Annotated in this window: 14 protein-coding genes; 8 read left to right on the forward strand and 6 right to left on the reverse strand. The window is 66.8% G+C overall.

The annotated features are described in order from the left end of the window. Positions 1-129: 129 nt before the first annotated feature. The 5 genes from QFZ60_RS13965 to QFZ60_RS13985 all read right to left on the reverse strand — a co-directional run bounded on the left by QFZ60_RS13965 (position 130) and on the right by QFZ60_RS13985 (position 10,158). Positions 130-6,315, reverse strand: a complete 6,186-nt coding sequence (locus QFZ60_RS13965; protein ID WP_307091162.1) for an Ig-like domain-containing protein — start codon at positions 6,313-6,315, stop codon at positions 130-132. Between the two features lie 143 nt (positions 6,316-6,458). Then, entirely contained in the window at positions 6,459-7,670 is a 1,212-nt protein-coding gene (locus tag QFZ60_RS13970; protein WP_307091163.1) for an adenylate/guanylate cyclase domain-containing protein, read from the reverse strand. Next, positions 7,660-8,271 carry a PH domain-containing protein gene (locus QFZ60_RS13975; protein ID WP_307091164.1) on the reverse strand — a complete coding sequence of 204 codons (612 nt, stop codon included), beginning with the start codon at positions 8,269-8,271 and terminating at the stop codon, positions 7,660-7,662. Before QFZ60_RS13975 ends, QFZ60_RS13970 begins: the two co-directional genes overlap by 11 nt. Then, positions 8,264-9,172 (reverse strand): biotin--[acetyl-CoA-carboxylase] ligase, encoded by a 909-nt coding sequence (locus tag QFZ60_RS13980; RefSeq protein ID WP_307091167.1) that lies wholly within the window; start codon positions 9,170-9,172, stop codon positions 8,264-8,266. The genes QFZ60_RS13975 and QFZ60_RS13980 overlap by 8 nt, the downstream gene beginning before the upstream one ends. 98 nt (positions 9,173-9,270) lie before the next feature. Beyond that, the gene (locus QFZ60_RS13985; protein ID WP_307091168.1) at positions 9,271-10,158 is read right to left on the reverse strand and encodes an NAD(P)-dependent oxidoreductase; all 888 of its coding nucleotides are present in this window, start codon (positions 10,156-10,158) and stop codon (positions 9,271-9,273) included. A gap of 215 nt (positions 10,159-10,373) precedes the next feature. Here QFZ60_RS13985 and QFZ60_RS13990 point away from each other — a divergent pair, with 215 nt between their 5' ends. From QFZ60_RS13990 to QFZ60_RS14005, 4 genes are all read left to right on the forward strand, one after another. After that, a complete protein-coding gene (locus tag QFZ60_RS13990) occupies positions 10,374-11,957 on the forward strand; it encodes an acyl-CoA carboxylase subunit beta (protein WP_307091170.1) in 1,584 nt (527 codons plus the stop codon). Next, entirely contained in the window at positions 11,954-12,205 is a 252-nt protein-coding gene (locus tag QFZ60_RS13995; protein WP_307091171.1) for an acyl-CoA carboxylase subunit epsilon, read from the forward strand. The genes QFZ60_RS13990 and QFZ60_RS13995 overlap by 4 nt, the downstream gene beginning before the upstream one ends. Before the next feature lie 40 nt (positions 12,206-12,245). Beyond that, positions 12,246-13,928, forward strand: a complete 1,683-nt coding sequence (locus tag QFZ60_RS14000; RefSeq protein ID WP_307091173.1) for a DUF885 domain-containing protein — start codon at positions 12,246-12,248, stop codon at positions 13,926-13,928. 253 nt (positions 13,929-14,181) lie between these two features. Continuing rightward, positions 14,182-15,624, forward strand: coding sequence for a dicarboxylate/amino acid:cation symporter (locus QFZ60_RS14005; protein ID WP_307091175.1), 1,443 nt, complete (start codon positions 14,182-14,184; stop codon positions 15,622-15,624). Positions 15,625-15,714: 90 nt separating this feature from the next. On the opposite strand, the gene QFZ60_RS14010 is transcribed toward QFZ60_RS14005, so the two are convergent. After that, on the reverse strand, positions 15,715-16,278 hold the full coding sequence (locus QFZ60_RS14010; protein WP_307091177.1) for a hypothetical protein: 564 nt from the start codon (positions 16,276-16,278) through the stop codon (positions 15,715-15,717). 166 nt (positions 16,279-16,444) lie between these two features. Between QFZ60_RS14010 and QFZ60_RS14015 the strand changes: the two genes are divergently transcribed. The 4 genes from QFZ60_RS14015 to QFZ60_RS14030 all read left to right on the forward strand — a co-directional run bounded on the left by QFZ60_RS14015 (position 16,445) and on the right by QFZ60_RS14030 (position 22,258). Beyond that, a complete protein-coding gene (locus QFZ60_RS14015) occupies positions 16,445-17,122 on the forward strand; it encodes a TetR/AcrR family transcriptional regulator (protein ID WP_307091178.1) in 678 nt (225 codons plus the stop codon). 18 nt (positions 17,123-17,140) lie between these two features. Further along, positions 17,141-19,663: an MMPL family transporter gene (locus tag QFZ60_RS14020; protein ID WP_307091180.1), complete on the forward strand. Its 2,523-nt coding sequence runs from the start codon at positions 17,141-17,143 to the stop codon at positions 19,661-19,663. 9 nt (positions 19,664-19,672) lie between these two features. Beyond that, complete coding sequence (locus tag QFZ60_RS14025; RefSeq protein WP_307091182.1) at positions 19,673-20,317, forward strand: nucleoside triphosphate pyrophosphatase; 645 nt, start codon at positions 19,673-19,675, stop codon at positions 20,315-20,317. 129 nt (positions 20,318-20,446) lie between these two features. Then, the gene (locus QFZ60_RS14030) at positions 20,447-22,258 is read left to right on the forward strand and encodes a biotin carboxylase N-terminal domain-containing protein (protein ID WP_373427684.1); all 1,812 of its coding nucleotides are present in this window, start codon (positions 20,447-20,449) and stop codon (positions 22,256-22,258) included. Positions 22,259-22,262 lie beyond the last annotated feature (4 nt).

Consider the following 22,262-nt stretch of genomic DNA (forward strand, 5'->3'; position numbering starts at 1 on the left):
GATTGTGTGGCCACAGGGCAGCCGTTTCAGAGACCGGTATGAGGCTCTCTTTTCCCCGGCGTAAGCCTACCGAATGGGGGAATTCCCCGCGATGGGGACATCTGCCCTGATGGCAGGGCCTGGGAAGTGTCAGCAATGCGGGGCTCCGAGCGCTGCGGGTTCGGGAAGTGTGGTGTGGCCGGCGATGACGTAGCGGCCCACATTGCGTGCTGAACCGGATTCGACCCGCCACCAGCGGATGATGCCGGTGCCGGACCAGTTGTCGCTCTGGTCGATGTAGCACGCCACCATGATGCGGTCCTGGGTGACCTTGTAGAACCACGGCGGGTTGTCCCCCGTGACGCCGTCACAGTCGAAGTAGGGATTGGGCCGGTAGTTCGACCCGCCCAGCGTGAAGGTGCAGCTGCGCTCGAAGTTGGGGTCGGAGGTCTTGATCCGGGTTTCCCAGAGTCCCTGCTTGCCTGACGTGGCGCTGGCAGTGACCACGGCGCTGCCGGTGCCCAGCGAGTTGAAGGTCTGCACGGCGATGGTCACGGTTTCACCGAAGCCTGCCGTGTTGACCGTCCTGCTGCCGGAGGGGGCAACGTTCTCCCAGCCGCCGTTGTTGATCCTGATCCTGGTTTGGGCGACGTCGTTGGTGCTGGTGGACGGTGAGGACCAGTTCAGGGTGGCCGACTTTTGGTTCACGCCGCCGTTTTGGCCCGACGCTGATGGGGTTCCCGGGGATCCGTAGGGCGTGGCAGTGGCAGGGGTGCTGCCGTCGGAGCTGGGAGCCACCGTTGAATTGGCAATAACGGTGATGCTGACGGCCGAGCCGTTGGTGAAACCGCCGATGGTTTGCCCGGGGGTGATGGGTCCGCGGGCGCCGTTGCTGGCGTTGTAGCTGTAGCTGACTTCGTTTTCGGCGGAACCGTTGCGTTCCGCCGCGGTCAGCTTGCGGAAGTCCACCGTCACTGCCCGCCCCGCTCCGCCGGTGTTCGCCGGCGTTGCCGTAACCCCGGACACCGTGGCCAGCTTGCCGGTGGCGCGTCGGGGCGCCGAGGGCGGGCTGACAGTGCCCTTGCCTGCCTTGTTTTCAGCCTGCACGGTGAAGGTGTAGGCGGCCTCGGAGTTGTTGGCGGTGAAGTTCGCGGTGCGGACATTCCCGGGCACGGTCTGCGTCTGGGCGGCAGCGTTGCCGCCGCTCATGGTGACGTAGTAGCTGCTGATGGGGTCGCCGTTGGTGTTGGGTTCGGACCAAGTGACCCTGATCTGGCTCTGGCTTCCCACGGATGGAGCGACGGCGGACGAGGGCGCAGCGGGTGCCGCGGGGACGCCTGCCGGATTGTCCTCCGCCGAATAGGTCCCCCAGTCGGAGGCGCCAAGTTCGTTGACGGCCTGCGCGCGCACCTTGTAGTTGACGCCGTTGGTGAGGCCGGTCCACGTGTAGTTCAGCCCGGCCACCTCGTTCTTGACCGCCACGCCGCTGGCAGGCGGCGGAGAGATCTCCAGGTTGTAGTGCTTCACCGGGGAGCCCTCGGTTTTCGCGGCCGGCCAGGTGATGGCCATCGTCTTGTCACCGGCCCTGACCGTGGGTGCTTCCGGCGGTGAGGGCTTCTCATCCGGCCGGATTTCGTTGGACTGGGCAGACGCCTGCGAGTCCCCCACCTCATTGGTGGCCAGCACCGTGAACACGTACTTGACGTTGTTGGTCAGCCCGCTCAGCGTGCAGGTGGTGGTGGGGCACTTCTGTTCGAAGCCGTTGTTCGAGCGGACCGTGTATCCCGTGATGGCGGCACCGTTGTCCGACGGCGGGGCCCATTTGAGGACGGCGGTCCGGCTGCGGACGTCGGTGGCACTGGGAGCGGACGGCGCGTCGGGCTTGTCCCGCACGGTGAGCCGCAGGCGGCCGTCCACCTGGCGGGACAGGTCGCCTGTCTTGTCCGCCACGGTGTACCGGACCACCATGACGCCTTTGTACCCGTCAGCCGGGGTAACAGTGATGCTGTCTCCTGATACTGCCGGCTGCCCGGCTGCAGAACCCGTCTCCACGGTGGCGGCGACTATCCGCAGCGGGGTGTCCGGGAAGGGGTTGAAGTCGTTGGCCAGGACGTTGACGCGTTCCGTTTTGCCCGCGTTGGCTTTGTCCACGGAATCGTCGTTGGCCACAGGCAGCGGCCGGTTGGAGGCCACATGGCGTGCAGCGATGGTGGCAGCCACTGCGGGCGACCTGCCGTCGGTGACTTTCACCTGGATGTTTCCGGTGACGCCGATGCCAAGGGAACCGTCGGCAGTGATGGCGAGGGTGGCGCCGTCGACCTTTGCGGCGAAACCGGCCGGAAGCGTCCCGTCCAGTTCAAAGCGAAGGTTGTCCTTGTCCCGTTCGTCCACGTCCTTGGCCAGGCCGGCCAGGTCAACCGTTGCCTGTTCTGCCTTGGGAACGTCCACGGAGGTGCCGCTGAACGTGGGCGGATGGTTGGCGTTGGGGTCCGGGATCACCGTGGTCATGATCACCAGCGTGGATTTCAGGCCGTCGCCGTCATCCGGCCCTGAGCCGTCCGTCACCTCAAAGGTGATGGAACCCGGGCCCACGTAGTCCGGCTTTGCGGCGTACCGCAATGCCTTGCCGTCGGACTGGATAACGCCCTCCGGCGACCCGCCCTGGACGCGGACGGCGTCCGCGACTGTCACGCGGGCGGTGCGGCCGTTGCGGACCCGGACGTATTCGGCCAGGTCCAGCGTGACGTCCTTGCCGGACATCACTTCAACGGGCTCAGTTTTGGCCAAGGTGGGGTACTGTACGCCCTGGCCGGGGATCCACATCAGGGCGGTGGAGGTGAGCCCGTCCACGTCAGTCACGGTGTAGGGAACCAGCTGGTCTTCCGCGGTCAGCGTCACCACCACGTTGCCCGCGCCGCCCGGGCGGGCGTTGGGGTTTCCGTCGGGCAGGCTGATTTTGAGGTCGGTGGCCACGCCGTCGGCATCCGAGTCGTTTTTCAGGACCGGGATGTCGACGGCGGTCTTGCCCAGGGTTTCAGCCACCGTTACCCGGTCGTCCTTGGCCACCGGACGCTTAAGCTCCGCATCCGGGCTGACCTGGATCCGGATGACGGCGCTGGCCGAAGCTTTCTTGTCGTCCTGGATGCGGTAGCTGATGCTTTCATTGCCGGCCGTCCCGGGTGCCGTGAAGAGGACCTTGGCACCGTCCGTGGCTTCCACCTGCAGTCCCGGCCCCGCTTCGAAACCGTCGGAGACCAGGCTGAGCGGGTCTCCGTCGGGGTCGGAATCGTTCGCCAGGGCCTCCACGGCCACCTTGCGGCCCGGCCTGACGTCCACGACGTCGTCCACCGCGATGGGTTTTTGGTTGTTGGCCTCCGGTGGCGCGATGCCCACAATGACGGTTCCGGTGTTCTCGGCACCGATCCTGTCCCGGACCCGGTAGGTGAAGCTGTCAGTGCCGGCGGCGTCGCCGGCGGCCGTGAACTCAAGGTAGCCGTCCCGCACTACGGCGGTTCCCATGGCAGGTGCCTTGTCGATGCCGATGAGCTGGACGGAGTCGCCGTCGGCGTCGATGCCGTCCAGGGGCACTGGCACTTTGACGGTCATGCCGGCCACCACGCGGGCGGTCAGGTTACGCGGCTCGGGGCGGGAGTTCCGGTCATCGTCCCGGGCGCGAATGCGGATGGTCACCTGCTGGGAATCCACCTGCCCGGATTCGTTCTGCACCTTGTAAATGGCGTACACGGTTTTCGCCTCGGGTCCGGCAACGAAGCGCAGCTGGTCACCGGCCACGAAGATGCGGCCGTCCCCGGCGTCCGGTTGTTGGGCGAGATCGGGCAGGAGGGTGAGCTTGGAGCCGTTGGGATCGGTGTCGTTGGCCAGGACAGGGATGGTCACGACGTCGTTGACGCGGACGGTGGCTTCGTCCGGCTTGGCCTGGGGAGCCTGGAGCTTGGCCGGCGCAGGGACCATGATCACGGCGATCTCGCCGGTGGCGGACGACCGGCCGTTGGACACGGTGTACCGGACGGTCAGCTGGCCTTCAGCCCGGATGTCGGTAATCCGGACCACCGAGTGGTCCAGCACCGCGACGCTCACCGGCAGGCCGGCGTCGGCCGTCACGGACTGCACCACCAGCACGCCACCGGACGGATCCGAATCGTTGCCCAGGACGTCCACCAGGACGTCCCCGCCGGTGGGCAGCAGCGCTGTATCGCGGACGGCGACGGGCGCACCCTCGTCGGTGCCCGGCACCACGTCCACGCGTACCAGCTGCTGCGCGCTGGCCGGGCCGTTGGTCACCAGGTAGCTGACGTAGTGGGCGCCGAGCGTGCGGGAATTGAAGGTGAAGGTCTGCTGGTCCGGGTTGAGGGTGGCCGTCGATTCAGCATCGGGGGTGGCCTGCGCCAGACGCAACGTACCGCCTTGCGGGTCCGAATCGTTCTTCAGCGGAGTGATGACGGTATCGGTGCCGGCAACGGCCACCACGTGGTCGGCGTTGGCAATCGGCGGAAGGGACCCGGGGCTCCTGACATCCACGGTGACCTTGCCTTCGGCCGTGGCCTGTCCGTCCGATACCGACACGGTCAGGACCTTGCGGCCCGGGCCGGCGCCGGAGTCCTGGAAGGTGAGCTGGCCGTCGGGGCGGATCCGGGCCTGGTCCAGCGGGTCTGTGCTGGACACGGAGACGGCGAACAGGTCGTCGCCGTCGGGATCGATCCAGTCAGGAAGGATGTTCTGCGTGACAGCCTTCCCTGATTGGACCACCAGCGTGGTGTTCCGGTTGGGCTTCTGCCGCGGCGCGGTGTTGGTGCCCGGCGGGACGACGTTGAGGGTAATGTCGGCTGACGCGGAGAGGCCGCGGCCGTCATCCACGGTGTACTTGAAGGTCTCACTGCCCGCTTTGTCCGCCGGCACGGCAATCTGCAGCCCCGTGGAGCCGTAGATGGGCGAAACGGAGCCAGTCCTGACGCCTTCCGGAGTGCGGACGGTCAGGACGTCACCATCGGGGTCGGAGTCATTGTCCAGCACCGGCAGGATGGTGGTTTTCCCAGCACGGATGCCGAACTGGTCCGGTTTGGCCACCGGCGCGCTGTTGGGCTTGGTGCGGTCCGGCAGGACCGTTTGCTGGACTTCGTCCGCGGAATCCTTGTCGGCGTCGTCGGAGGTTTCCTTGGGTGGGATGACGTCGTCCCAGTTGTTGACCAGCTGCATGTTCTGGTTCACCAACCAGACATTGCCCGAATTCACATCGTTCAGGACCACCAGGTCCCGGTTCACCCGGAAAACATACGACGGCGACGCACTCGCCCTGGGCACGTCCACCTTCTTATCGTCACCATCATTGACGCAGTCCCGCACATACTTGTTCGCACCCGACCACGCCGCATGCACACACCCGCCCAACTGCACCGGAGCAGCAGGCACGCCCTCGCCGTCGAACACCACCGTCTTCGCCGCCCCACCATCCAAAGGCTGCTTCAGCAGCGCCTTCCGGGTCGCCACGGCCACAACATCACTGCCCGGGCCCGGCTGCTGCAACTTCGCATCCCGCGCACCCTCCAACGCCAGCCGCTTGCCACCAGGCAAAAACAGGTTCCCCGCCGCAGCATCCAACACCACCGGCCGGTCCCCCACCACCGTCATCTGCACATCCCCGGCACCCTTCAACCCATCCCAGGTCTCAGACTCCGACGACATCACCCCACCATTGGCATCCACACCCGTCACCGACACCACACCGGTCTTCGGATCCGCCGAATAAATCCGGTCATCAGAACCCACCGCAGACACAAGACCCGCCGAACCCACCAAAACCGGCTCCGACGCCTCCCTATCAAAACCATTCACCGTGGACGGCGACACCGCCCACACCTTCCCCGACGCAGCATCGGTCACCGAGATCGTCCGCGCACCAAAACTCACATCAGCCGCCCCCGGCAACTGCTTATCCCCACCCAGGCGCATATTCGCCGGCGACACCTGGTTCAACGTCGACCCAGCCTCATCATCAACGAACACCTCGCCCGCATGCTGCAGGACATCAAACGTCGTCGACGCCGGAGTCACCGCCCCATCCAACACCCGCGACGGATAATTCAACCGCCCCACAGCATTCTTCGACTTCGACACCACCCACACGCCGCCGTCATTCAACTCAACCTCAGTGGTCTTAAACCCCGGATACAACACAGCACCCGTCACCACCACCGCCACCACAGCACCAAACGCAGTGCCCGTGAACCATCGCGGACGCCGCCAGCGGCGGCGCCGGGGCGCGCCGTAGGCAGGGCTTTGAGCAGGGCTTTCGGCGCGCGCTTGTCCGCGACGTTTCATGAGTGAAAATCCCCCGGTATATCTAGGCTCTGTGCCTGCAGCCGGCGTCACAGGACCCCGGGCACCACAACGATACCGCTATACGCCAACAAATGGACAAATTCTTTCAGCCGGCTTTGGCGGGAACCGCAACTGCCGGTTTACTAGTCCAGGACCAAGCCCCTGCCGCGGCCGCGGGTGAGGCGGACGGGATTGATTTCGCCGAACCCGCGGACGTTTTCCGGGGCCTGGGGAATCATGACGAACCGCTCGTCGTGCTCCAGGGCCGAAGCCGTCATGGAGTCCACCAGCACCGTGCCGGGGTCGGCAAGAGTGGTCAGGCGGGCCGCCAGGTTGACCGTGGGGCCGTAAATGTCGCCCAGGCGGGACAGTATCCTGCCCCACACCATGGCAACCCGGGCTTCGGGAAGGATCTCGTCCTCGGTAAAGGCCTCGGCCAGCGCCAGTGAGATCTCGGCTCCGGCGGCCGGGGTCTCGGCGATGTAGAGGACTTCGTCACCCACGGTCTTGACCAGCCGGCCGCCACCGACAGAGATGATTTCGGCGCACTTGTTTTCGAAGCGCTGGACCAGGCGGGCCAAGGTCTTTTCGTTCATCCGCCGGGACAGGCTGGTGTAGGAGACCAGGTCCGCGAAACCCACCGCGCGGGCCAGGGGCAGCGGAGCGTCGTCCTCATCGCCTTCCCGGCCTTCCTCGCTGGCCTGCAGCCCTGCTTCGGCGCGCACCGCCAGCCGCTGGACCCCGGCGTTCAGCTGGCGCCGCCAGGAGTACACCAGGACCTCTTCGAGGGCGTCCACCAGAGCCGGAAGTTCGTTGACCAGGCGTTTGCGGGCCACGGCATCGGTAACGCCCTGCTCATGGACCATGTCCTCCACCAGGGCTTCGATCTGCCAGACCACCATGCGGTCCGTCATCTGCCCGATGGAGCGGGTCACCGAGATCGCTGCCTCTTCCGTAAGCTTTCCCGCCCGGACCAGATCCACCACCGTGGACAGGGCGGCCTGGTCGCGTTCGGTGAAGGCGACGTCCTCGTCGCCGAAATTCGGGAATCCAAGGGCACGCCAGAGTTTGCGGGCAGAGAGGAGGGACAGTCCCGCGCCGGCAGCAACTTCACGACGGCGGAGCTTGCGTTCCCCGCCCAGGAGACGGGCTTCGAGGGCCTTCATGGCCAGGCGTTCGGCGGACATGGCCCCGGTGGGCGGGTGCCGGTCCACAGCCGGCGCGGCCGCTGCCGTGTCCGGTGCGGGCGTCTGGTCGCCGGCAGCGTTCACCCCGGCGGATGCATCGGCTGGTTCAAAGGCGGCGGTGGCAGGGGCGATGCTGTCAACGCGTTCCTGCTGGGCCTCATCGGTCATCCCGTCCACCTTCTCTCAAGTCCTCCGGAAAAGCACCGGCGGGGTAATGCGTCGCGCCACCCGGCTGGGCCTCGCTGAAATCCGGGCTGTCATCCGGCAGTTCCCCGATGGCGTCGAGGATAAAGTCGCGGAACCTGGCAACCTCAGGCACGTCGCGAAAGGTCACCACGCCCTGGTACCCGGTTTCCAAGGATATATTCCCCGAGCGCACCAAACGCTGCAGCAAGGATTCGTGGACCGTCAGGTTACGCACCGATGCCAGGTTCACCTGCTGGTCCCGCCGGTTCAGCAATCCGTAGCGGGCCACCATCCGCTGGCTGGTCAGTGTGTAGCGGGTCCCCTGCCAGCGGAGGAGACGGGGCAGGCAATAGACCAGCCACACGGCCGCGGCGGCGGCCACGCAGGCCGTGACAAGCCACGGCGTCCACTGGCGGCCAAGCGCAGGCGCCAGGCGGGCTGCCCCGCCGCGGATGATCCAGGCACTTGCGTAGGCAGCCAATGCCGGCGCCAGCACGAAGGCCACAGCTGCCCCGGCCAGCTTCCTGGGCTGCGGGCGGGTAGTGACGATGACCTGCTCCCCGGGAAGGAGGGTTTTACGCATAACCGCCTTGGTTGGGCGCGTCCGGTGCCGTCCAGGGCCGCAGGTGAACCACGTCTCCGGCGGTCACCACGTGCTCCCGCGCGTCACGGTCCACCACCAGCAGGGAGCCGTAGTCATCCAGGCGGGACGCATGTCCGATGATTTCGTGGTCGCCGGGCAACTGCGCGCGCACCTGCTTGCCCAGGGTGACCATCACGGCTTCCACCCTCTTGTGCAGGGACGGACCACCCGCCAGCCCGGCCGCGGGGTCGCCGTCGGCGTTGCAGAAACTGCGGTACAGGACCGCAAAGTTGGTCAGGTAGCTCTTGAGTAGCGCAGTGCGGTCGGTGGTGCGGGCATCTTCCAGGGCCACGGAGGTGGCGGTGGGCACCGGAAGTTCGCTTTCGCGCAGGGTGACGTTCAGGCCGGTCCCCAGGATGACGGGGGGCACGTTGCCGTCAACCATCGGGCCCAGCTGGGCCAGGATGCCGGCGATTTTCCTGCCGCGGACCAGGACGTCGTTGGGCCACTTGAGTTCGGCCGGAATGCCGGCAGTTTCCAGGAGGGTTTCGCGGAGCGCCAGTGCTGCGATCAGGGACAGCCAGGAATAGCTTTGGGTGGGAAGGGGCCTGCCTTCCGCGTTGACCGGGCGCAGCACTACGGACACGGACACCGAGCTCAGCGGCGGAGCTTCCCAGCGCCTGTCCAGCCGTCCCCTGGCGGCAGTCTGGTACTCGGCCGTCAGCACGGAGAGGTCCGGCCACGCCGAAGGTTCCACGGTGACACCGCGCAGGAGGTCCGCGTTGGTGGATCCGGTGGAGTCCACAACATCGATCCGCGGTATTCCGGTGGCAGCGAGGAAACGCTGGTCGGCCAGGTCCCCTCGGTTCAGGGGGGTGCCCGGTGCGTGTGCGTCGTCCATATCCAAATCCTACCGAGCCTGGCCAGTCCCAACGAGCCGGTCACTGCCCAGCCCGTCACGGCACCGTGTGGACAATGCGGGCACGGCAGGAGATGCGGCTAAAGGAAGATGTCCGGAACCAGCTGGTCTTCGGGCGCTCCCAGGCTGTAGGGGCGGAAATCGTTGACTCCCGCTGCCGCCAGCACCTGCTCGTCGGTGTAGAAATTGCCCGACGGCGGGTCCCCGGCGGACAGGTTGGCACCGGTAAGGATGGCGTGCGCTGCATCTGCCATGATCTGCGGGCCACGGGCGGCCAGCACCATGGTTTCGCCGTGCGGCATGTTCCGGATGGCGGCGGTGTCGATGAGGGTGCACGGCCACAGTGAGTTGACCCTGATGCCATCAGCCTTCAGTTCCTCCGCGAGCCCCAGCGTGGTCAGGCTCATCCCGTATTTGGCCATGGTGTAGGCAAGGTGCTTCCCGGCCCAGGACGGGTCAAGGTTCAGCGGCGGCGAGAGGGTGAGGATGTGCCCTTGTCCTGATTTCCGCAGTGCCGGGAGCGCCAGCTTGGACAACAGGAAGGAGCCGCGGACGTTGATGTCATGCATCAGGTCGTACTTCTTCATGTCCACGGCGTCCGTGGTGGAGAGGTCGATCGCGGAGGCATTGTTGATGACGACGTCAATGCCGCCGAACCGGTCAACGGCTGCGGCCACGGCGCCGGCCACGTCTTCATCCCGGCGCACATCGCCCACCAGCGGCAGTGCCTGGCCACCCGCCTGCACGAGTTCTTCGGCAGCTGTAAACACGGTGCCGGCCAGTTTGGGGTGTGGCTCCCCTGTCTTGGCCAGGAGCACGATATTGGCGCCGTCCCTGGCCGCCCTCGTGGCTATGGCCAGCCCGATCCCGCGGCTGCCGCCGGAAATCAGGATGGTCCTGCCTGCCAGGGAACCTGCCGCCCGGTAGGGGCTTTCGGGAACATGCAAAGCATCGTTGCTTGAAGTCATGGGAACACTGTAACCCAACTAAGTTACCGGCGAGTAACATTGGAGAGAGGTTGGTGGAAACGCAGAAAATTGTAGGTTCCCTACAGCTGTGAGCGTCCAAAGCGTCACTAGACTTGCCAGCAGGGTTGGTCTTTTGTGTGGATGCTACTTAATGGTCCGGACAACACAGGCCACCAGCCAACAGAACTGACTTGCTACAGAGCCGGAGACACTTGATGAGCCACGATCTGACAACGACAGCGGGAAAGATTGCCGATTTCCGCGACCGCCAGGCGCGCGCCGAACAGCCCTCCGGCGCTGAAGCCATCGAAAAGCAGCACGCACGCGGCAAGAACACCGCCCGCGAGCGCATTGCCCTGCTGCTGGACGAAGACTCGTTTGTTGAGTTCGACGCCCTGGCCGTGCACCGCTCCAGCGCGTTCGGCATGGAAAAGAAGAAGCCCCTGGGCGACGGCCTGGTCTCCGGCTACGGCACCGTGGACGGCCGCCTGGTGGCGGTCTACAGCCAGGACTTCACCGTCTACGGCGGCTCGCTGAGCCAGGTCAACGGCGAAAAAATCGTCAAGGTCCAGGAGTTCGCCCTCCGCAACGGCTGCCCCGTCGTCGGGATCCTTGACGGCGGCGGCGCCCGCATCCAGGAGGGCGTGGCTTCCCTGGCCATGTTCGCAGACATCTTCCGCAACAACGTCCATGCCAGCGGCGTGGTGCCGCAGATCTCCCTGATCATGGGCCCGTCCGCCGGCGGTGCCGCCTACTCCCCCGCCCTCACCGATTACGTGGTGATGGTGGACAAGACCTCGCACATGTTCATCACCGGCCCGGACGTCATCAAGACGGTCACCGGCGAGGACGTGGACATGGAAACCCTGGGCGGCGCCCGCCAGCACAACGCCACCACCGGAACGTCCGCCTACCTGGCGTCGGACGAAACCGATGCCATCGAGTTTGTGCGCGAACTGCTGGATTTCCTGCCCTCCAACAACCTCTCCGAGGCACCGGTGCTGGGGCACCAGCAGGAGTTGGAGGTCGACGACGACGACCTCGCCCTGGACACGCTGGTCCCGGATTCGGCCAACCAGCCCTACGACATGCGCGCCGTCGTGGAACAAATCGTGGACGACGGGCACTTCCTGGAGATGCAGGCCCTCTACGCCCCCAACGTGATGATCGGCTACGGCCGGGTGGAGGGCCACACCGTGGGCATCGTGGCCAACCAGCCGCTGCAGTTCGCCGGCACCCTGGACATCGCCGCTTCAGAGAAGGCCGCCCGGTTCGTGCGGCACTGCGACGCCTTCAACATCCCCATCATCACCCTGGTGGACGTCCCCGGATTCCTCCCCGGCAAGGACCAGGAGTTCCAGGGCATCATCCGCCGCGGCGCCAAGCTCCTCTACGCCTACGCCGAGGCCACCGTCCCCAAGCTCACCGTCATCACCCGCAAGGCCTACGGCGGCGCCTACATCGTGATGGGCTCCAAGAAGCTCGGGGCCGACCTGAACCTGGCATGGCCCACGGCCCAGATCGGCGTCATGGGCGCACAGGGCGCGGTGAACATCCTCTACCGGCGCGACCTCGCCGCCGTGGCCCAGGACGGCGGTGACGTGGAGGCGCGCCGCGCCGAAGTAATCCGCCAGTATGAGGAAGAACTCCTCAACCCCTACCAGGCAGCAGAGCTGGGCTACGTGGACGCCGTTATCGCCCCCTCGGATACCCGCCTCCAGATCATCAAGGGACTGCGGGCCCTCCGCGACAAACGTGCCAGCCTCCCCGCCAAGAAGCATGGGAACATCCCGCTGTGACCGCCGCACACGATCCCGAGGCGGGGGCCGTGGAAACTTCCGAAGCCCAGGCCGCACCGCTGCTCTCTGTTGTCAAGGGACAGCCGAGTGCCGAGGAGCTGGCTGCGCTGACCGCCGTCGTCCTCTCCCTGGGCAGCGCCGAACCGGAGCGCGCGGACAAACCATCCGCGCGGCACTGGGTGCGCCGGCAGCAGCTCAAGCTGGACCCCACGCCGGGACCGGGCGCCTGGAAACGAAGCCGCGGCTGAAAAGCCGGACCTTTCGCACCCGGGCGATTAGTCTCGTCATGTGACTACAGACACTGCACCCGCCGCGCGCCCGCATACCCGGATCGACGCCGTCGCGGACAACTACACGGACACCCTGATCAGGCTCAACCCGACGTTCGCCACCACCCTTGGCCTGCCCGGACATGAAACGGAGTACCAGGACTTCTCCCCTGCCGGCATCGCCGGATTCGCAGAGGCGGCACGGGAAGCCCTGGCTGCCCTGGAAGGCCTGGAACCGGAAGACGACGTGGACGCCGTCACCCTGGACGCCATGCGGGAACGGCTGGGCCTCCAGCTGCTGATCCACGCCTCCGGCTGGGAATATGCGGACCTGAACAACATCGCCTCCCCCGCCCAGGACATCAGGGCCATCTTCGATCTCATGCCCACGGACACCGAACAGGATTGGGAGCACATCGCCGGGCGCGCCCACAACGTACCCGCTGCAATCAATGGCTACATCGAGTCCCTCCGCATGGCCAGGGACTCCGGCAGGGTGGCCGCCGCCCGCCAGGTGCGGATCGTCATCGAACAGGTGGCCAAGTATGCCGCCGCGGACGGCTTTTTCGCCAAGCTCGCCGCGGAGGCCGCCACCACCGGCGGGCCGCTTCCCGCTGCCCTGCAGGACAGGCTCGACGCCGGCGCTGACGCAGCCCGGGGTGCCTACACCCGGCTGGCGGAATTCCTGCGCACCGGACTGCTCCCCGCCGCGCCCGAGAAGGACGCTGTGGGCAGGGCACGTTACGCACTTGCTTCCCGCTCCTTCCTGGGGGCCGAAGTGGACCTGGAAGAAACGTACGCGTGGGGCGTCGAGGAACTGGACCGTCTCATCGCCGAACAGGAACGCGTTGCCGGCAGCATCAAGGCAGGCGCCACGATCGCCGAGGCCAAGGACATCCTCAACAACGACCCCGCACGCCAGCTCAAAGGCACCCAGGCACTCCGCGCATGGATGCAGGACCTATCCGACAAAGCCGTTGCCGAACTCGCCGGCGTGCACTTCGACATCCCCGACGTCATGAAGAAACTCGAATGCCGGATCGCCCCTACGGACGAGGGCGGCATCTACTACACCGGCCCGTCCGACGACTTCAGCCGCCCCGGCCGCATGTGGTGGTCCGTCCCCGCCGGCGAGGACACGTTCACCACCTGGGCCGAAACCACCACCGTTTACCACGAGGGCGTTCCCGGCCACCACCTCCAGGTGGCCACCGCCACCTACCGCCGCGAACTGCTCAACAAATGGCGCCGGAACGTCTGCTGGACCTCCGGCCACGGCGAAGGCTGGGCCCTCTACGCGGAAAAGCTCATGCAGGAACTGGGCTACCTCAACGATCCCGGCGACCACATGGGCATGCTGGACATGCAGCGCATGCGTGCCGCCCGCGTGGTCTTCGACATTGGCGTGCACCTCGAACTCGAGATGCCCCGGCGCTGGGGAACCGGCACCTGGACCGCCGACAAGGGCTACAGCTTCCTGAAAGAAAACCTCCCCATCAGCGAAGGCCAGCTCAACTTCGAGTTCACCCGCTACCTCGGCTGGCCCGGCCAGGCGCCCTCCTACAAAGTGGGCCAGCGCCTCTGGGAACAGATCCGCGCCGAACTCGAAGCCCGGCCCGGGTTCGACCTCAAGGAGTTCCACACCAAGGCCCTCAACATCGGCTCCGTGGGACTGGATACCCTCCGCCGGGCGCTGCTCTAAGTCCCGGTTCCGCGGCCCCAAGGGGCCCATCCTCGGCGCGCTGCTCGTTCCTCGCTTTGACGCGCGCTGCCGGATGGGCCCCTTGCTGCCGCTATTGGCGAGACATTAAGCACATCCGGGCCGGGAATAAGTAACAAAAGCCGCTGCCTGCCTTGGTTTTTCGGGGTTTTCCAATTCCCGATGCAACTGTGGGCGCGTAATATTTCTCAATGTTCTTTCGACGTGGTATTGGGTTGGGGTCTAGCTTGTTCTGGTGAGCACTCAGACAAGCACCCCCTCCCCCGCAGGGAAGACCGGATTCCAGCTGCCCAAGTGGGCGGGCTCGTTCGGCTTCCAGATCATCGCCGCCCTCATCGTGGGCCTGGGCCTCGGCCTGCTGGCAAAGTACACCGGCAGCACCAAGACCAACCCCAACGCCCTCGGCGCCACCCTGCAGACCATCGGCTCAAGCTATGTGTCCCTGCTGCAGACCGCCGTGGTCCCGCTGATCTTCACCGCCGTCGTCAGCTCCATCTCCAACCTGCGCCAGGTGTCCAACGCCGCCCGGCTGGCCTGGAACACGCTGCTCTGGTTCGCCATCACGTCCCTGATCGCCGTGCTGATCGGCATCGGCCTGGGCGTGCTGCTGCAGCCCGGCGCCAACACCGGCATCAGCGGGGACGCCAAGTACACCGGCAAATCCGGTGACTGGTGGGCCTTCCTCGTGGGCCTCTTCCCCAAGAACTTCCTGGGCCTGGGTGCCAGCTCCACTGTCGCCGAGTCCGGCGCCGTCACCACCTCCATCAGCTTCAACGTCCTGCAGATCCTCGTGATCGCCATCGCCGTAGGCGTCGCCGCCCTCAAGGTGGGCAAGGCAGCGGAGCCGTTCCTGAACCTCAACGCCTCGGCCCTTGCCGTGATCCAGAAGGTCCTCTGGTGGATCATCCGCATCGCCCCGCTGGGCACCGTTGGCCTCATCGGCAACGCCGTCGCCGTCTACGGCTGGGACACCATCGGCTCGCTGGGCAAGTTCACGGTGGCCATCTACGCCGGCCTGGTCCTGGTGCTGTTTGTGGTCTACCCCATCCTGGTCCGCAGCCACGGCCTGTCCGTCAAGCAGTACTTCTCCGGCGTATGGCCTGCCGTCCAGCTGGCCTTCGTGTCCCGCTCCTCCGTGGGAACCCTGCCGCTGACCCAGCGCGTGACCGAACGCAGCCTGGGTGTCCCCCGCGCCTACGCCTCCTTCGCCGTGCCGCTGGGCGCCACCACCAAGATGGACGGCTGCGCCGCCATCTACCCGGCAATCTCCGCGATCTTCGTGGCCCAGTTCTTCGGCATCCACCTGGACTTCAGCCAGTACCTGCTCATCGCCCTGGTCTCCGTGCTCGGCTCCGCCGCAACCGCCGGCACCACCGGCGCCGTGGTGATGCTCACCCTGACGCTCTCCACGCTGGGACTGCCCCTGGCCGGCGTCGGACTCCTGCTGGCCATCGACCCCATCCTGGACATGGGCCGCACCGCCGTGAACGTGGCCGGCCAGGCCCTGGTCCCCACCATCGTGGCAAAGCGCCAGGGCATCCTGGACGAGTCGCTGTACAACGCACCCCGCAACGGCACCCCGTTCGTGGATGACAGCGACGCTGCCGCCAGCGAAACCGCCACCGACGGCATCAGCGCCGACACCGCACCCCGCGAACTGCAGGATGCCAAGGCCTAACCAGCGCCACTATAAGGAATGTCCCCGGGAGATTCTCCCGGGGACATTCCTGCTTTAAGGGATCAAGTACCCGTCAACCGCCGGCTCAGGTCAGCGGCCGCCTCCTCCGATGATCCCGTTCTGGACCGCCTTGGTGACGGCGTCGGCCTCGGCCTGGGTCAGCTTGCCGTCGGTGACAGCCTGGTCCAGGCGCGTCTTGAGCCCGGCGGCGCGTTCAGCCTGGGCCTCGGTGCGAAGCTCCTCCAGGGCCTGGGTCACCTTCGCCTCGTCGATGCCCAGCGATTCAGCCAGGGCCTTGGCAAGGGCTGCGTCGCGGGTGGCCGGATCGGGTTTCTGGCCGTCCGCGGGCGGCGTTGTGGGCTTGTTGGCGTCGCGGAAGGCCTTCAGCGCGTCGCTCACCTTGGTTTCGTCCACGCCAAGCTTGGCAGCGAGGGCAGAAGCCTGCACCATTCCGTGGCCGCCCCGACCGCCGTGGCGTCCCATGCCGTCTGGGGCCGTGCCCGTGCTTCCATCAGCCGAAGCGCTGGAGCTTGCGCTCGGTGAGGGGCTGGGCGTGGTGGTGGTCGCCGAGGCCATGCCGGCGAAACCGATGCCGGCAGCAAGCGCCAGCGCTGCCCCCGACATGCCCAGGGTCATCTTTTTCGTGGGGTTCATATCGTGTCTCCTGATCGAGCCGTCGCCTTGACGGCTGCTGGTGATGTGCCTCGTGGCGAGACATACCAAGCATCGCCAGGCCACTTCAGGAGAGGCTGTCGGGAACCTTTCGTTCTCCTGTGAATCCAAGTTGCATGGAGTGCAAACTTGCACATAGTGTAAGAGCGTGACCGAACCCCGCCCGCATCCTGACGCCGGGCCTCCAGTGCCTACCCGGCGCGAACTGAACAAGGCTGCCACCCGGCAGGCGATCACCGATGCCGCGCTGGGACTATTGCGCTCCAAAGGGCCGGGAAACTTCACCGTCGAGGACATCGCCGACGCCGCTGGCATTTCGCGCCGCACCTTCTTCAACTACTTCAGCAGCACCGACGCCGCCCTGGCGTCCATCGTGCACGGCTTCCTGGACAACGCGATCAAGCAACTGCGTCTGCGTCCGGTAGACGAACCCATGCTGGAGTCCGCACAAGCCGCTTTGGTGGCCCTTGCGGACCCGAAGGCCGTGGCCCCGCTGGCAGAACTCTTCACGCTGACCCAGCAGAGCCCGCTGATGTCGCACACCGAGCTTGAGGCGTGGGACCACTGCCGGGCGCAGGTCTTCACCGTGGCCCGCGAGCGCCTCGCCGGAACCCCAGGGGCGCAGGACGAGCTGTACATCCACGCGCTGGCCGGCTCCATCATCTCCTGCGGAAAAGCCGCCATGGAGGTGTGGTTCAGCCGGCGCGGCCCGGACCTGACACCCGCATCCCTGGCAGAGCTCCGCCAACTGCTCATCGATGCCATGGCCCTGCTCGCCACAGGCTTCAACACCCCCGCTCCACCATCCGCCACCCGTTCCTCCTGATCAGATCGGTTCACCCGCATGGCACTCCTCCTCTACCGCCTCGGCACGTTCTCCTACCGCCGGCGCTGGCTGGTCATCTCCCTGTGGCTTGCCGTGCTGGTGGCTGTGGGCGGCTCGGCCGCGGCATTCCACGGCACCCTGTCCAACAACTTCCAGATCCCGGGAACGGAAACCCAGCGGATCGCGGACAAGCTCAAGCAGGAACTGCCCTCAGCCTCCGGCGGCAGCGCCACGATCGTTTTCGAAGCCCCGGACGGCGGCTTCACGGCCGAAAGCCGGGCAGCCGTGACCGATGCCCTGAAGAAACTCCAGACCCTCCCAGAGGTCCGCGGCACGGTGGATCCCTTCGCTACCCAGGCGCAGGTGGACCAGGCCGGCAAGGCCATCACCGACGGCGAGCAGCAGTTGGCGGCCGGGCAGGCACAGCTTGATGCCTCCCGCACCCAGCTGGAGGCCGGCAAGGCACAGCTCGCCGCAGCCGAGCAGCAGCTCGCCGCCGCCGGGGCACCGGCAGCACTGATTGAAGCGCAGCTGGGCCAGCAGAAGGCAGCACTCTCGCAGGGCCAGGCCAAGCTCGACGCCGGCACCCAGGAACTGGCGGCCAGCAAGGCCAAGCTGGAACAGGGCAAACGCCAGGCGCAGGCAGCATCGGCTATCCGCTTCGTCTCGGCAGACAACAAGGCAGCGGTGGCACAGGTGCAGTTCAAGACCTCCATCAACGGGCTCGCTCCGGCCGTGCGCAAGCAGGTGCAGGGAATCGCCCACGAAACCTCCGCCGCCGGCGTCACCGCGCTGGCCAGCAAGGAAATCACCGAGGACATCTCAGCTCTGTTCGGCACCGCGGAAATCGTGGGCATCGCCGTGGCAGCGCTGGTCCTCATCCTCATGCTGGGCACGCTGATCGCCGCCGGGCTGCCGCTGCTGATGGCCATCATCGGCGTCGGCGTGGGCGTCGGCATCACCTTCGCCCTCTCCGGCCTGTTCGACATGAGCTCCATCTCCCCCATGCTGGCCCTCATGCTTGGCCTCGCCGTCGGCATCGACTACTCGCTGTTCATCGTCAACCGGCACCGCACCCAACTGCTGGCAGGCATGGCATCTGAGGAGTCCGTTGCCCGGGCCAACGGCACCTCCGGCAACGCGGTCGTATTCGCCGGCCTCACCGTGATCATCGCCCTCGCCGCACTGGTGGTCCCCGGACTGCCGTTCCTCACCGTCATGGGCCTTGCGGCAGCGGGAACCGTGGCAGTGGCCGTCCTGGTGGCCATCACCCTGACGCCCGCCATGCTCTCCCTGATCGGCCGACGCATCATCTCCAAGCGTGCCTGGGCCAAAGCGGAAGCACACAACGCCACACCGGACCATGAAGCCGCAGACCTTGCCACCGATCGGGAACGCAGCACCCGCGGGTGGGGCGGCCTGGTCACCCGGCACCCGTGGGTGGCACTGATTGCCGGTGTCCTCCTGCTCGGCACCCTGGCCCTGCCCGCCACCCAGCTGCAGCTGGCCCTGCCGGACGGCGGCTCCGAACCCGTGGAATCCGAGGCCTACCAGGCCTACGACCTGACCGCCCGCAGCTTCGGCGAAGGCGTCACGGGACCCATCGTGGCCGTGGGTGAGTTCCCCGCGAACCTGGACGAAGCGCAGGCGCAGAAGCTGCAGTATGACGTCGCCGACAAGCTCCGCGCCGTGGACAACGTGGTGGCCGCCGTGCCAGTGGCGCTCAGCGAGGACCGACGCACCGCCGTGTTCCAGGTCATCCCCAAGGAAGGCCCTGCCAGCGCCAGCACCGTGCAGGTGGTGTCCGAACTGCGCGGGCTGAACGGTGAGATCAAGGCGGACTACGACGTCACCATGGGCCTGACCGGGCAGACCGCCGGCAACGTGGATGTCTCCACCAAGCTCGGCGACGCCCTGCCGCCCTACCTGGCGATCGTCGTCGGACTCTCCCTGATCCTCCTGCTGCTGGTGTTCCGTTCCATCGTGGTCCCGCTGCTGGCCACCGGCGGCTTCCTGCTGTCCCTGTCCGCCGCCTTCGGTGCCGTGGTGGCCGTGTACCAGTGGGGCTGGCTGGGGAACGTCTTCGACGTGGCCAACCCCGGCGCGGTGCTCAGCTTCCTGCCCATCATCCTGATCGGCGTGCTGTTCGGCCTGGCCATGGACTACCAGGTGTTCATCGCCTCCGGCATGCGCGAGGCCTACATGCACGGATCCACCGCCAAGGAAGCGGTGCGGGTTGGCTTCCGGCAAGCGGCCGCCGTGGTCACCGCCGCCGCGATCATCATGGTCAGCGTGTTCTCCGGCTTCATCTTCAGCCACCTCACCATGGTGCGGCCGCTGGGCTTTGCCATGGCGTTCGGCGTCCTGTTCGACGCCTTCGTGGTCCGCATGACCATCGTCCCGGCCGTGATGTACCTGCTCGGCGCCAAGTCCTGGTGGCTGCCGCGGTGGCTGGACCGGATCCTGCCGGACGTGGACGTGGAGGGCGCCAAGCTGAACCGTGGCCAGGCGGCACCGGTCTCCGGCGAGCTGGTCCACTAGGCTGAAGCGGTGCTCCATCTGATCCTCGCCTCCCAGTCCCCCGCCCGCACCAAGCTCCTGGCCGAGGCCGGCATCCGGCACACCGTGCTGGTGTCCGACGTCGACGAGGCCGCCGTGCAGGCGCATTACGGCGTCACGGACCCGCACGACACCGCGCTGCTGCTGGCCCGGGCCAAAGCCGAGGCCGTGGCGGCGCTGCCGGAAGCGGACGGCGCCCTGGTGCTGGGCTGCGACTCGGTCTTCGAGTTCGACGGCGAGGCGCACGGCAAGCCCTACACCGCCGACGTCGCCCGCGAGCGGATGCTCCGGATGAGCGGCAGCGCCGGGGTGCTGCACACGGGGCACTGGCTGGTGGACTGCAGGGACACGGACGACGACGGCAGCGGCGGCCGCGGCTCGGGCGCCACGGTGGGCGCGGTCGCCTCAGCCGAGGTTTCCTTCCTGGAGATGGAACCGGCAGAGATCGACGCCTACATCGCCACCGGTGAACCGCTCCACTGTGCGGGCTCCTTCACCATCGACGGCCTGGGCGGGGCCTTCATCCGGAAGGTCGACGGCGACCCGCACGCCGTCGTCGGCCTGTCGGTCTCCACCCTGCGCGGCCTGCTGGCGTCCGCCAACGTGCGCATCACGGACCTCTGGCCGCCCCGGTAAAACGCTCCCTTTCCGCACAGCTTGTAGCTTCCCTACAAAGGAAGGCCGCTTTACACGCGGATTCCGCAAGTAATATCGGCGGAACCCTCAAAACCGCGCTAGGCTCCCTGAAGGAAAGAAGGAGACGCCTTGTCAGCAAATTTGGAGCAGTCCGCAGGTACCACGCAGCCCAGCCTCACAAAGGTGCTGATCGCCAACCGGGGTGAAATCGCGGTGCGCATCATCCGGGCGGCACGCGACGAAGGCATCGCCTCCGTGGCCGTCTACGCGGACCCGGACCGCGACGCGCTGCACGTGAAGCTCGCCGACGAGGCCTACGCCCTGGGCGGCAGCACCGCCGCAGAGTCCTACCTGGTGATGGACAAGCTGATCGAGGTGGCCCTGCGCTCCGGCGCCGACGCCATCCACCCCGGCTACGGCTTCCTGGCCGAAAATGCCCAGTTCGCCGCACGCGTCATCGAAGCGGGCATCACCTGGATCGGCCCCTCCCCGGAGGCGATCTCCGCGCTTGGCGACAAGGTCCAGGCTCGGCACATCGCCGAAAAGGTGGGCGCACCACAGGTCCCCGGGACCGCGGACCCGGTCAGTTCCGCCGAGGAAATCCTGGAGTTCGTCGACAAGTTCGGCCTGCCCGTGGCCATCAAAGCGGCCTTCGGCGGCGGCGGACGCGGCATCAAGGTGGCACGCACGCGCGAAGAGATCCCCGAACTGTTCGAATCCGCCGTCCGTGAAGCCACTGCCGCCTTCGGCCGCGGCGAGTGCTTCATCGAACGCTTCCTGGACGCCCCGCGGCACGTCGAGACCCAGTGCCTCGCCGACGCACACGGCAACGTTGTCGTGGTCTCCACCCGCGACTGCTCGCTGCAGCGGCGCAACCAGAAACTGGTCGAAGAGGCCCCGGCACCATTCCTCACCTACGAACAGAACCAGCGGCTCTACGAATCCTCCAAGGCCATCCTGAAGGAGGCCGGCTACCTGGGCGCCGGCACCTGCGAGTTCCTCGTTGGCCAGGACGGCACCATCTCCTTCCTTGAGGTCAACACCCGCCTGCAGGTGGAGCACTGCGTCTCCGAGGAAGTCACCGGAATCGACCTGGTCCGCGAACAGTTCCGGCTGGCCCGCGGCGAGGAACTGGGCTACGGCGACCCCGAGGTCCGCGGCCATTCGATCGAATTCCGCATCACTGGCGAGGACCCGGGCCGGAACTTCATGCCCGCCCCGGGCACCATCACAGGCTTGAAGAACCCCACCGGCCCCGGCGTCCGGATCGACTCCGGCGTGGAGCAGGGCGACGTCATCAGCGGCAACTTCGACTCCATGCTCTCCAAGCTAATTGTCACGGGCGCCAACCGCACCCAGGCCCTGCAGCGCTCCCGCCGCGCCCTGGAGGAGATGGTGGTCGAGGGCATCCCCACCGTCATCCCGTTCGACCTCGCCGTCGTCTCCAACCCCGATTTCGCCCCCGCCGAGGGACCGTTCAAGGTCCACACGCGCTGGATCGAGACATCCTTCGTGAACGACATCCCCGCCTGGACCCCGGACGCCGCAACCGACGCCGACGGCACCGCCGAGGAGCGCCAGCGCGTGGTGGTGGAAGTGGGCGGCAAGCGCCTTGAGGTGGTCCTCCCCGCCTCTCTGGGCACGCCGGGCACCGCGGCAGCCGCCGCCGGCAAGCCGGGCAAGTCCAAGAAGCGGTCCCGTTCCGCCGGCCCCGCAGCCGCGACGGGCAACGCCCTCACCTCCCCCATGCAGGGCACCATCGTGAAGGTGGCCGTGACGCACGGGGACGTGGTGTCCGAAGGCGACCTGGTGGTGGTCCTCGAGGCCATGAAGATGGAGCAGCCCCTCACCGCCCACCGGTCAGGCACCATTACTGGCCTGACGGCAACGGCTGGCGAAACGGTGTCCGCGGGCGCCATCATCGCCACCATCGAAGACTAGAAAG

Origin of the sequence: Arthrobacter sp. B2I5 (assembly GCF_030816735.1) — a bacterium.
GTDB lineage: Bacteria > Actinomycetota > Actinomycetes > Actinomycetales > Micrococcaceae > Arthrobacter.